The following is a 12,821-nucleotide window of genomic DNA, read 5'->3' as shown; positions in this document are numbered from 1 at the left end:
TTCGAATCTCCTCCATCATACAAATACCGCCAGGCCTTGACCTGACGGTACGGAATAGTTTCTTAACCTTTTACCGCACCAACTAGCTGACCATGGATGAAATACTTTTGCACGAAAGGATAGATCACGATAATAGGCAGAATCGTAATCATAAGCGCGGCCATCTTCAAATTCTCGGGGTGAATGATTTGTTGACCAAGCGGATTCAGCACCGCATCCTCCAACCTGGCGTTGTTCAATATCTCGCGAAGCTGGAACTGCAGCGTCCACATGGACTTTTCCTTGATGTAGAGCAATACTCCGAACCATTGGTTCCAGTGGGCAACCGCGCTGAAGATGACGAAAGCCATCGTCATTGGCAAGACGAGAGGCAACACAATGCGGAACAACATCCGGATTTCCCCGGCGCCATCGATTTCAGCAGATTCCAACACTTCCTTGGGCAGCTGGTCGATCACATTTTTGTACACGATAATGTAGAAAGGACTAACCAGTGCAGGAAGAATGAGGGCCAAATACGTATTGCCCAGATGCAGATTCATTACGTTCAAGTAACTCGGAATTAGACCGCCGCTGAAGAACATCGTGATCAGAATATAGGTGAACGCAATCGTTCTTCCTTTAAACAACTTGTGCGACAAAGCATAAGCGGCGCAAAGCGAAATGATAACGGACAGCGATGTATTAAGAATGGTCAGAACCACCGTATTCGCGAAGGATCGCAAAAACGTATAGTTGCCGGCTATCTTCTGATACGAATCCATCTGGAATTCAATGGGCCACAACCCGACTTTCCCTGATAACACACCTTGATAGCTGCTCAGAGAAATCGCAATAGCGTTAATGAACGGGACCATGATAGAAATACAGAATACGATGAAGAATGTATAATTGAAAAATTGAAATATAATGCGTGATGGAGATGTATACCGCTGCATATGAGTCCCTCCTTCCTTAGTACAAGCCCATGCCGGTCAATCGCTTGGACAAGCGGTTCGAGCCTACTAGCAACAGGAAACCTAATACGCTCTGTGTCAACCCAATGGCCGTTGTCAAGCTGAATTGCGACTGCTCAAGACCCAATCTGTACACATATGTGCTGATCACATCGGATACATCGTACACGAGAGGATTTTGCAGTAGGAAGATCCGGTCGAAATCGATACCGAACATCCCGGCAAGACGTAGCAAGAATAACAAGGTAATCATCGGCATCATATGCGGAATCGTAATATGAATGACTTGTCGCCAGCGACTGGCTCCATCGATCCAGGCGGCCTCGTACAAGCTGCTGTCGATCCCAGCGATAACAGCGAAGTACAATATAGCGGACCAGCCTACCCCTTTCCACACATCCGCGAAAACAAGTAGGCCTCGGAATATGGACGGTTCCGTCATGAAGAATATGGGCTTAACGCCGAACCAGCCCAGGAAGTGGTTGAATAATCCCGTTTCCGGAGACAGGAACGAATAGAATACCCCTGCTACTACGACCCATGACAGGAAGTGAGGCAAGTAGGAAATCGTCTGCATGACCCGCTTGAACACTTTTGAATACAGCTCATTGGCAAGCAAGGCGAATACGATGGGCGACGTGAATCCATACAACAAATCATAGAAATTAAGCAGTAAGGTGTTCTTCAGAACCTGCCAAAATTTGTCGTCACTCAAAAAATAACGAAAATGCTCAAAGCCCACCCAGTCGCTGCCCCACAGACCCTTATAAATCGAATAGTTCTTGAAGGCAATAATGATTCCGTACATAGGCATATAGTGGAACAGGAATAGCAAAATGGCCGTTGGAGCAAATAAAATATACAAAGAAACAAGTGTCCTGACTCTCGCCCGACCACGCTTCTTCGGTTTATTAATGGCTGGTTGAGTATCAAGCGCGGCGGATTGACTCATTCGAATTGCACTCCTCCTGGGAAATGATTGATTGGAAATACCCAACTGCTCCTGAACTGCATACCAAGAGCAGATGGGTGGAAATCATTATGAGGCAGTACTCGCGATTCTACCAGTCGACCATTTTGTAGCCCAAGCTGCGTAACATATCTTTGTTGCCGTCAATAAACTTTTGAATCGGATCATACTTCAGTGCACGGTACTTCGTTTCCCAAGCCTTCACTTCTTGATCGAATTGAGCCATCGTGATTCGGCCCATGATCGCTTCGGACGTGAACTTGTTAATCGCTTGCAGCATTTCAGAGTTTTTCTTCAACACATCGTCCGATTCAGCATAATTCGGAAGTCCACCCAACCCGACTTTTTGCGCTTCGGTTGCTAGTACTTTCATACTGTCTTGGATTTGCTTGAATAGTGGAGTCCCAATTTGCAGTTCATACGTAGCATTTTGAGCGTCTTGACCGTCCGTGAATCCGAAGAGGAGAGCAAGGTTCCGCGACCATGTACGCTCCTTAGCGCCTAACTTCTCAGGAATAGGAACTCGTTTGCCATCCTTAGTGTTGTATGTCTCGCCTTCTTTACCCCAGAAGATTGCTTCCTTCAGCTCATCCGCTGCGAATGCTTCGATGACATCCCAAGCGCGATCCTTGTCCTTGGCCTTCGAAGAAATGTACAATCCATGAGTGGAAATCGGAGAAGCGAGCCCAACTGTTGCGTACTTCGGATCCGACAAGACGGACGGGTATTTCTTAAGCGGTGGAGCGAATACGTACTTATACTTCTTCTGGACATCTGTACCGGTTGTCATGATGGATGATTGACCCGGCAAGATTTGATCGGCTCCGTTCCATTGGAACAATACGTTCTTATTGGCCCATTTGGTAGCCCAGATCGTGGAATCCGATGTTGCAAACTCTTTGTCGAACAAGCCTTCATCATACAGCGATTTCATCAATTCAACCGCTGCCTTGTATTCAGGCAACAGAATATTCGGAATGACCTTGCCGCCTTGAATACGGTAGGAATATGGGTTCGCACCGTATAGATTGAAGAACACGGCTCCGCCATACGCGAACAACTGGTCGCCGACAATCCGAGTCGAGAACGGAAGTGAATCCGGCTCCGCCTTCTTAATCTTGCGGAGTACATCTACCCATTCTTCGACCGTTTCTGGCCATTTGCCAGCGTTATACTTCTCTAACAAATCGTAACGCGTGTATATACCGCCGCCTTGAGGACCTTTGTCGTACGCCATTGGAATTCGCCAGTATTTGCCGCTGATCGGATCTTTGGCCAGGTCCATCATTTGAGGAGTAATCAACTTCTTGACGATTGGAGACTTATCGTAATACGACTTCAGATCTATGAAAGCGCCTTCACGTGCGGCCTTATATGTTGGATCCGGATAGTTCGTGTGAAGAATGTCCGGCAGTTGCCCAGAGGAGAGCAACAGATTGAATTTCGTCTGGTAGTCTTTATATGGCGGAACTTCCAACTTCAAATCGACATTTGAGATTTTCTCTACGATGTTAATGAATGGATTGTTACTTGGATCTGTGGTGTCCAGTGGGTAATGCTCGAGCCCCGAGTTGTTCATGAACATGGTCAACTCAATCTTTGGCTTTTCCTTCTGGCCCGGTCCCGCTGAGGATTGCGGTTGTGGGGAGTTCTTGGTACTGCCACTTGATGAACATCCAGCCGCAACCAGACTCATCGCAGTAACGGTTGTTATAACTGCAGGTATCCATTTTCTTTTTTTAAGCATTCTGAAATGACCTCCCAGTCGAATATTGTAGACATATGGAAGACTGACAACGATGCCATTAAAGCGCTTACAAGAATGGAATATAAGTATAACATGATTATGCTCTGACTAGTGTGAAAATTCCCCCTTTTCATGTTATTACCTGTACCTATCCGGTATGGTACATGATTATATTAACACATTTAGTATTGATGTAAAGGACAAAAAACGCTTCTAACAAGACAAAATAATAAGTCCACAAAACTTTTTTGTGATATATATCCTAACACAGGTTACAGTAATTTTGGAAAAAAACAAAAAAATAAGCACCTATATCCTCAAGTCCTGAGGATAAGACGCTTATTTATGTCACATATTCTTACATACCTAACCATTTTTTGAACAAGTGCTTGGTTGTATCGCCATTGATCGCAGCGATCGAAGTCGTAAGTGGAATGCCTTTCGGGCAGGAGCGTACACAGTTCTGCGAGTTCCCACAGCCTTCAATTCCGCCATCTTCCATCAGTGTATCCAGTCGCTCTTCCTTGTTCATCTCACCTGTTGGGTGCGCATTAAACAAGCGAACTTGCGAGATTGGAGCAGGACCGATGAAGCTGTTGCGGTCGTTCACGTTCGGGCATGCTTCGAGACATACACCGCATGTCATACACTTGGACAACTCATACGCCCATTGACGCTTCGACTCCGCCATCCGCGGACCCGGACCAAGATCATACGTACCGTCGATCGGAATCCAGGCTTTGACCCGCTTCAGCGAATCGAACATCCGTTGGCGATTGATCACAAGGTCGCGGACGACCTTGAATGTGCTCATCGGCTTAATCTGGATCGGCTGCTCCAGCTTATCTACAAGCGCCGAGCAAGCCTGGCGTGCTTTGCCGTTGATCACCATGGAGCAAGCGCCGCATACTTCCTCGAGACAATTCGAATCCCAACATACTGGCGTCGTCGTCTTACCGCTGGAATTAGTCGGATTGCGCTGAATTTCCATCAGCGCGGAGATCACATTCATGTTGGGGCGATAAGGAATTTCGAAATCTTCCGTATAAGGTTGGGAGTCTGGGCTGTCCTGACGGGTGACCGTCAGCTTGATCGTCTTAGTCTGGGACATGATCAATGCCCTCCTTTCTTATCCGTTGAGTAGTCGCGCTTACGAGGCGCAATTAACGAAACGTCCACGTCTTCATAGGAAATCTGTGGTCCGTCTTGTGTCCACTTGGCCAGCGAAGTCTTCATGAAGCGATCATCATCACGATCTGGGAATTCCGGCTTGTAATGCGCACCACGGCTCTCATCGCGCATCCGGGCGCTTACCGTCATCGCTTCCGACAATTCAAGCATGTTCCACAGTTGGCGACTGAACGCCACACCTTGGTTGTTCCATCGTGCTGTATCGGTCATGTTGATGTTCTTKTATCGGCTCTTCAATTCCTTGATCTTCGCAATCGTATCATCAAGCTTCTTGTTGGTGCGCACAACTGTCATGTTGTTCGTCATCCACTCGCCAAGCTCCTTATGCAAGACGTAGGCATTCTCCGTACCGTTCGCCTTCAACAGTCCTTCGTACTGCTCCGTACGTTTCTTCTGCTCACGATCGAACACGGAACTTGAAACGTCCTCAGCGGACTTCTTCAAGCCTTTGGTGTATTCTACAGCCTTCGGACCCGCCATCATACCGCCGTAGATCGCGGAGAGCAAGGAGTTCGCGCCGAGACGGTTCGCTCCATGATATTGATACTCGCATTCGCCGGCTGCGAACAGCCCGGGAATGTTCGTCATTTGGTTGTAATCCACCCACATGCCGCCCATCGAATAATGGACCGCAGGGAAGATTTTCATCGGAATTTTACGCGGGTCATCGCCCATGAACTTCTCGTAAATTTCGATAATCCCGCCGAGCTTCACATCGAGCTCCTTCGGATCTTTGTGCGACAAGTCCAGGTACACCATGTTCTCGCCGTTAATGCCCAGCTTCTGCTCCACGCACACATCGAAGATTTCACGAGTTGCAATATCACGTGGAACGAGGTTCCCGTAAGCAGGATATTTCTCCTCAAGGAAGTACCAAGGCTTACCGTCCTTGTACGTCCAGATCCGTCCGCCTTCGCCGCGTGCCGATTCGGACATCAAGCGCAGCTTGTCGTCCCCCGGGATCGCCGTAGGGTGAATCTGAATGAACTCGCCGTTCGCATACGTAACGCCCTGCTGATACACGGCGCTAGCCGCGGTTCCGGTGTTGATAACCGAGTTCGTCGTCTTGCCGAATATAATGCCGGGACCGCCAGTAGCCAGAATGGTGGCATCGGCACGGAACGTCTTCACTTCCATTGAGCGCAAGTCTTGTCCAGTTACCCCGCGGCAGATGCCTTCGTCGTCCACGACAACAGACAAGAACTCCCAGTGCTCGTACTTCGTGACAAGACCGGCTGCTTCCCAGCGGCGTACTTGCTCGTCCAACGCGTACAAGAGCTGTTGCCCCGTCGTAGCGCCCGCGAATGCGGTACGGTGATATTGCGTCCCGCCGAACCGGCGGAAATCAAGCAAGCCCTCTGGTGTCCGGCTGAACATAACTCCCATCCGGTCCATCAAGTGAATAATGCCTGGTGCGGCTTCACACATAGCTTTGACTGGCGGCTGATTAGCCAGGAAGTCTCCGCCGTAAACTGTATCGTCGAAATGTTCCCAAGGCGAATCGCCTTCGCCCTTCGTGTTCACGGCTCCGTTAATGCCGCCTTGTGCGCATACGGAGTGGGAACGCTTTACAGGTACTAAGGAAAAGAGGTCGACGTGAACCCCGGCTTCAGCAGCTTTTATCGTCGCCATCAGCCCGGCCAATCCTCCACCTACTACAATCACTTTTGATTTAGCCATTGAAAGTTCACTCTCCTTATTTATTCAAGTCCAATACGCTTGTGTCCTGGAACTGCGGGTCTGTGAATGCGGCCATCGTCAGAATGAACATAATGGACATCGCGACAAAGACACCCAACCAGATGAATGTGGAAACACGTTGAGATCTCGGTCCAACCGTAATCCCCCAGCTGACCAGGAATGACCACATACCATTGCTGAAGTGGAACACCGCGCTGAGAATCCCGATCAAGTACAAGGTAAACGTCACTGGATTCGTGAAAATATCGTGCATCAGCACACCCAGCTCTTCATGCGTTGTGTGGCCAAGGGCGACTTGAATCCGCGTCTCGAACACGTGCCATACGATGAAGATCAGCGTAATAACGCCCGTCACACGTTGAAATGTGAACAGCATGTTGCGGAAATAGCCGTAACGGTTCACGTTGCTGTTCGATTGGAACGCTACGTAGAGCCCGTAGACGCCATGGTACAGAATCGGCAGATAGATCCCCACGACCTCCAGGATCAGCGTAAGCGGCAGACTATTCAGCCAGTGCACCCTGTCGATGAAAGTTTGATGACCTTCGGCTCCTCCGCGGAATGCCTCATAGTTCGACAGCATATGCTGAATCAAGAAGAGGCCGACCGGTATGACGCCCAGTAAGGAATGGAGCTTGCGGTACAGATACGAATTTCCAGACATGGTTAAAGAGTTCCCCCCTCATAAAATAAATAACGTGTTCCAATTAGGTAACCGTTACACCGCCTACTCAAGGCAGTCCTCAAACAAACATCTTCCATTTTACTCTTGCTCACGACAAGCGTCAACAAAATGTCACTTTATCGACATGAGTCGACAATCCAATGACCACACCTCACTATTTTCCACTGATCATGCAAGCTTTAACCAATCTTTGTGAATTTTATTTGACAACTTCATGTTACTCCCATTACCCTTATAAGGGAAATGCTATTATCGGATAATTTTTTATAACTATTCTGCATATAGGTGAAAAAGAAGGAAGGTTTACCCATGCTTAATAACCTGGACGTATTCGCCACTATTGTCGAACATAAGAGCTTGAACAAAGCGGCGCAAAGTCTGAATATATCACAGCCCGCGCTCTCGAGGAAGATCGGCCAGCTGGAGGAAGAACTCGGGGTTCTGTTGTTCGAACGAAGAGGCAAGCGGCTTGAACTGACGCGAATTGGGCATATTTGCTACGAAACCGCGATCGACATGCGCCGATTGCGTGAGAAGCTGCTGCATACGATTGCTGAATATCACTCTCCCGGCAAGAGCAGCATCAAGATCGGGGCCAGTCTTACGACGCTTCAATCGACGCTACCTGATCTGATCGCCTTATATACGAAGGATTATCCCGATACGGACATTAAGGCTCTGACAGGCAAGACACATGAGATCGTATCGATGGTCAAAGACAAGAAGGTCGATCTGGGGCTCGTCGCTTCCCGTATCGACCATTCGGAGCTCAACTGTGTGCCGCTGTTCGACGATCATCTCTGCCTCGTGCTTCCTTCCGGTCATCCCTGGAGCAAGCGGAAGACGATCGAGATCGGCGACTTGCAGCAATTACCTATGATCTTATTCTCCAAGGGGACTTGGTACCGGATCTTGATGGACGAGCTGTTCCTCCGCTACTCCATCTCTCTGGATGTGAAGATGGAGATCGATTCGTTCGAGGCGATCTTGCGTCTAGTCTCTACAGTCAACGCAGCAACACTACTGCCCAAGTCGTATCTCCGCCAGACGCTGCTTGACAACAACGGTCTGCAGTTTCGCGATGTGACCGAGCTCAGGGACACCGTTCGCACAACTTCGCTAATCTTCGGCGATACTTCCGCCCTTAACGCCTCCACCCTGTTGTGGATCGAGAAAGCGAAACGACATTACGCCTCGCCTCCTCACGCGTAAAGTCTGAACCAGGCCGAGGCTAGTGCGATGAATTCCTTCGAATAACGATGGACGCCGTCCTTCAGCAGGGTATACGAGCGTGTTCCTGGCAGTTGCCGGTACAACGCTTCTATTGTATCTGGCGGGCAAGCCGAATCGTTCCCGCCTGCAGTCAACATGACCGGGATGTCAAGCCTCGACGCATGCGACATCGTGTCGATATAGCCAAGTGCCTTCCAGCCATCTTCCATTACGTCTATTTCCTGCAATGCTTGTGCGACACGCCAGTAAGAGCCGTGATTGCCAGCTAGCGGGTAATTCGTGAGGAACGGCAGGTCGGCGGCCACACAGCGCACCCCGCGACCGCGGAATACCGAGCCGAGCAGCAGCGCACCGCCGCCACCCTGGCTCGTGCCGAAGAAGGAGAGGCGATCTGTCGCGGCGACCTCCAAGCTCTGCGCCCAACGAACCGCCATCACACAGTGGGTCAGCCACAGTCTGTAGCCGCCCTGTGCCCGGCTCGTCACCGTATCGCGCAGCACAGGCCAATCCCCGTCTCGTCGCTTCGACTCGTCGAACCCCCATGGCGTCCCGTAGCCAAGAGGCGATATATGCAATACATGGAACCCTTGGGAGACGAATTCCGGATGCATGCTTATCTCAGCACTATAGCCAGGTACGTGAACCAACAACGGTGCCTGTTGCGTCGAGCAAGGCTGCCAGTACGCATAGAACGGCTCCATTCCCGCAGGTGTTAGCTTGACGTAATGAAATTCGTGCCGGTAGTGGTGAACTCCCAGGATCGACTTCCCTGCTTCAGCCGCGACTAGCTCCACCTCACAAGGTGATGCATCTGCCAGCTCCCAGATTGATTGCACCCAAGCTTCAAGCTCTGTCTCATTCGGATACGCTTTCATTGCGTTCTGAATTTCATCCTTCTCGCACGCTTCCTTCATCTACTAATCTCCTCTACTGACCGCCTTACCATTCCTCAGATGTATGGGAGGAACTTGTAGCGTATTTTTTCGCAACCACATCAACCACAGCAACCACACACCCACTTATCGTCCCAACTTAGGCATCTCCTCAAGCCCAAGCTTGCGCCCCACATACGCGGTCGTGCTCGCCTGGAGTAAGATCGTTAGCAGAATCGCAAGGAAGGTGACGGACGCGATCGCATCCGTATGGGCAAGGCCTAGCCCGGCCACCATCCCGGATAACGCCGCAGGAATGACGCCGGTCTCCCGCACCCAGCACATGAAGAGTAGTTCCCGCCACGTCCAGGATGCCCGGCGATCCGGCAGGGCGCACACGAACACAGTAATAGGCCGCGCAATGAACATGAACACGAACATGACCCCAAGACTCGGCCACAAATACTCGTACACGTGCGCGAAGTCCACTTGACTGCCCAGCAGGATAAAGATCAACATCCGCATAATGATCGTGATGTTATCGGTGAAGTGAGCCATCTCATGCTGCTTGTCCTCCATCCGTAGGCCGAAGATCGAGCTATTCCCCCAGATGAGACCCGCCGAGAAGGTCGCCATGAACCCGCTCACATGAAGGACATCGCCGATCAAATAAGCGGTAATTGCCGTGCCGATCATAGCAATCGTCGTATAATCCCGAAAGTAACCTAGTCGGAAATGCGCCACTAGGAAAGATACAATCAGCGCTAGTACACAACCAACCAATATGCCCCCTATCGCCGATACGGCGAAATTCAGCGCCGCTCCGCCCAGCGATACATGCTCCGTCCCCATGATATAGGCTATGATTGAGAAAGTAAGAATCGAGCCTGTCGCATCGTTGAACGCCGACTCACTCTCCACCGTTTCACGAATCTTCTTGCGAATCTTCACTTGCCGGAACACCGGGATTATCGTGGCCGGGTCCGTCGAACTGATAATCGCACCTAGCAGAAGCGCATAAGGCATCGGGATCCCGAGCGCGTAATGGGCTGTCAGCCCAACGAGACCGGCGGTGATAAGCACACCCGGGACGCTGAGCAGCGTAAGCGTCAGCCAAACCTTCTTCAACCCAGACAAGCGAATATTCCGCCCTCCGTCGAAGAGGATAAGCACAGAGCCTACCGTTAGGATGAACTGATTCGTGAACGAGGTCGAAGGTTCATTGACCCAGTGTAAGCCCTGACCCACCACGATTCCCGCAACGAGAAACATCGCCACATCAGGAATACGCAATGCCACGGCAATCCGACCTGAGACCATTCCAATACCGAATATGAGTACAAGTAGCAGCAACACATGTTGAATAACGATACCCGTTTCCTGCTCCACTTACAATCCTCCGCAATCCAGCAATCTAAAGTACGATCTAACTATTACCTGTTGACCAGTTCCTGCTCGAAATGTTCGATCTGCTTATTCGTCCCAATGATGACCATAACGTCCTTCTCAGCCAGGACGTCGTCAGCACTGGGAGCGATAACTACACCGCTCTTCTTGTTGATCGCCACTACGCTGCACCCGTGTCTCGCCCGTGGATCCAAGTCTTTCAAGGAGCGGCCATCCATACACTTGGGTACAGACAGCTCGGCAATCGAATATTCCTTCGACAGCTCGATATAATCGAGCAGGTTAGGCGAAGTAAGCTGGTGGGCAACTCGAATGCCCATCTCCCGTTCCGGGAAGATGACGCGGTCTACACCGATACGCTCCAACACTTTCCCGTGCAGCTCGGACAGTGCTTTCGCTACGACCATCTTCACGCCCAGGTCTTTCAGCAGCAGAGTAGTTAAGATACTCGATTGAATATCGTCGCCGATCGCCACAATTACACAATCGAAATTACGGATGCCAATCGCCTTGAGCGTCTCCTCGTCCGTGCAGTCAGCAGCGATGACATGCGTCAGCTTGTCGGCCATATCGTCTACGACTTCTTCATCCTTGTCGATCCCCATGACTTCCAGTCCTTGCTGGATAAGCTCAGCGCCCAGAGCGGAGCCGAATCTTCCAAGACCGATAATGGCAAATTGCTTCATTTTCATGATGGTTCTATTATCCCCTAACCGATTATGATTTTTCCTTCCGGATGTCTATATAGTTCCTTTTCTGCCTTAGGTCCCAATGCATAAGCCAGTGTCAGAGGTCCTAACCTGCCTGCGAACATCGTGAGCATGATGACAATTTTACCGAATGTGGTCAGATCAGACGTCAATCCCATCGTCAACCCTACCGTACCGAACGCCGATGTAACTTCGAACAAGATCATAAGGAAGCTGTGATCCTCGGTCGTGGACAGTATCATCGAGACGAGTACGACCAGGAATAGAGCGATAATCGTAAGCGTGATCGCTTTATAAATCCGATCCTTGGCCAGACGGTTATGGAACAGCACAATGTCTTCCTTACCGCGAATCATGGCAATCACAGCACCAATCAGGGTTGTAAAGGTCGTCGTCTTGATCCCTCCACCAGTCGAACCTGGAGAGGCCCCGATAAACATCAGAATAATGATGAAGAACTGGGTGGCCTGCCGCATAGCACCGATATCAACCGTATTTGCACCAGCCGTACGTGGAGTGACCGATTGGAACAAGGCTCCCCATATTTTCCCCATCCAGTTCAAAGGCCCAAGTGTCATCGGATTCGAATACTCGAAGACGTAGACGACCACGGTTCCAAGAACTATTAACACGGAAGTGGCGCTCAATACAACCTTGGAATGAAGCGACAGCTTACGCATTTTCCGATAATCGATCAAGTCTGACAAAACAATGAAGCCAATCCCACCTAGAATAATGAGCAATATCGTCACGAGGTTCACGACCGGATCGTCCACATACATCGTCAGGCTGCGGAAGCCTCCGAACAGGTCGAAGCCCGCATTGTTAAACATCGCAACAGCATGAAACGCCCCGAAGTAGGCCGCCTTACCGATGCTCATATCAAATGACCAACGAATCGTATAAATAAGAGCCGCAGTCAGCTCAATTGAGACGGAGTATATAATAACTTTGCGGATCAGACGCACGATGCCTTCCATGCTTCCCTGGTTCATAGCCTCTTGCAAGATGAGCCGTTCCTTCAAGGATATCCGCTTCCGCAGCACTATCGCGAACAGCGTAGACATTGTCATGAAGCCAAGTCCCCCAACTTGAATGAGGAGCATAATGACAACTTGGCCGAATACGCTAAAATAAGTTCCCGTGTCTGCAACAACAAGCCCTGTAACACATGTAGCCGAAGTTGAGGTGAATAAGGCATCGATGAAATCAAGCCCCAGGCCGCTCTTGGAGGAGATGGGTAGCGACAATAACACACCACCCAACAGTATGATAAATCCGAAACCGAGCGCCAATATTTGCGGAGGAGTCAGTTGGTAAAACTTCTTGGCCACACTCAAACCATGTCA

The 12,821-nt window shown here is 50.1% G+C and carries 11 protein-coding genes; 1 reads left to right on the top strand and 10 read right to left on the bottom strand.

Annotated elements, in window-relative coordinates; all coding sequences use genetic code 11:
- Window positions 1-62: 62 nt before the first annotated feature.
- From AC1DWB_RS09560 to AC1DWB_RS09535, 6 genes are all read right to left on the bottom strand, one after another.
- A complete protein-coding gene (locus AC1DWB_RS09560; protein ID WP_477540822.1) occupies window positions 63-938 on the bottom strand; it encodes a carbohydrate ABC transporter permease in 876 nt (291 codons plus the stop codon).
- A gap of 16 nt (window positions 939-954) precedes the next feature.
- A complete protein-coding gene (locus AC1DWB_RS09555; RefSeq protein ID WP_477540821.1) occupies window positions 955-1,908 on the bottom strand; it encodes an ABC transporter permease in 954 nt (317 codons plus the stop codon).
- Window positions 1,909-2,017: 109 nt separating this feature from the next.
- The gene (locus AC1DWB_RS09550) at window positions 2,018-3,673 is read right to left on the bottom strand and encodes an extracellular solute-binding protein (protein WP_477540820.1); all 1,656 of its coding nucleotides are present in this window, start codon (window positions 3,671-3,673) and stop codon (window positions 2,018-2,020) included.
- Between the two features lie 358 nt (window positions 3,674-4,031).
- Window positions 4,032-4,784, bottom strand: coding sequence for a succinate dehydrogenase iron-sulfur subunit (gene sdhB / locus AC1DWB_RS09545; RefSeq protein WP_477540819.1), 753 nt, complete (start codon window positions 4,782-4,784; stop codon window positions 4,032-4,034).
- Window positions 4,785-4,786: 2 nt separating this feature from the next.
- Window positions 4,787-6,544, bottom strand: a complete 1,758-nt coding sequence (gene sdhA / locus AC1DWB_RS09540; protein ID WP_477540818.1) for a succinate dehydrogenase flavoprotein subunit — start codon at window positions 6,542-6,544, stop codon at window positions 4,787-4,789.
- Between the two features lie 16 nt (window positions 6,545-6,560).
- The gene (locus tag AC1DWB_RS09535) at window positions 6,561-7,229 is read right to left on the bottom strand and encodes a succinate dehydrogenase cytochrome b558 subunit (RefSeq protein WP_477540817.1); all 669 of its coding nucleotides are present in this window, start codon (window positions 7,227-7,229) and stop codon (window positions 6,561-6,563) included.
- A gap of 330 nt (window positions 7,230-7,559) precedes the next feature.
- Between AC1DWB_RS09535 and AC1DWB_RS09530 the strand changes: the two genes are divergently transcribed.
- Window positions 7,560-8,462, top strand: a complete 903-nt coding sequence (locus AC1DWB_RS09530; protein ID WP_477540816.1) for a LysR substrate-binding domain-containing protein — start codon at window positions 7,560-7,562, stop codon at window positions 8,460-8,462.
- Here AC1DWB_RS09530 and AC1DWB_RS09525 read toward each other — a convergent pair.
- The 4 genes from AC1DWB_RS09525 to AC1DWB_RS09510 form a co-directional block, all read right to left on the bottom strand.
- Window positions 8,453-9,397, bottom strand: coding sequence for an acetylxylan esterase (locus AC1DWB_RS09525; protein WP_477540815.1), 945 nt, complete (start codon window positions 9,395-9,397; stop codon window positions 8,453-8,455). The two genes, AC1DWB_RS09530 and AC1DWB_RS09525, sit on opposite strands and share 10 nt — an antisense overlap.
- Window positions 9,398-9,502: 105 nt before the next feature.
- Window positions 9,503-10,744: a cation:proton antiporter gene (locus AC1DWB_RS09520; RefSeq protein ID WP_477540814.1), complete on the bottom strand. Its 1,242-nt coding sequence runs from the start codon at window positions 10,742-10,744 to the stop codon at window positions 9,503-9,505.
- Between the two features lie 44 nt (window positions 10,745-10,788).
- Window positions 10,789-11,454 carry a potassium channel family protein gene (locus tag AC1DWB_RS09515; RefSeq protein WP_477540813.1) on the bottom strand — a complete coding sequence of 222 codons (666 nt, stop codon included), beginning with the start codon at window positions 11,452-11,454 and terminating at the stop codon, window positions 10,789-10,791.
- Window positions 11,455-11,471: 17 nt separating this feature from the next.
- Window positions 11,472-12,812, bottom strand: coding sequence for a TrkH family potassium uptake protein (locus AC1DWB_RS09510; RefSeq protein WP_477540812.1), 1,341 nt, complete (start codon window positions 12,810-12,812; stop codon window positions 11,472-11,474).
- Between the last annotated feature and the right edge of the window lie 9 nt (window positions 12,813-12,821).

Source organism: Paenibacillus sp. P4_E11 (genome assembly GCF_056401635.1).
Note: the sequence above shows the minus strand (reverse complement) of the source record. Positions and strands in the feature narration are given on the sequence as shown.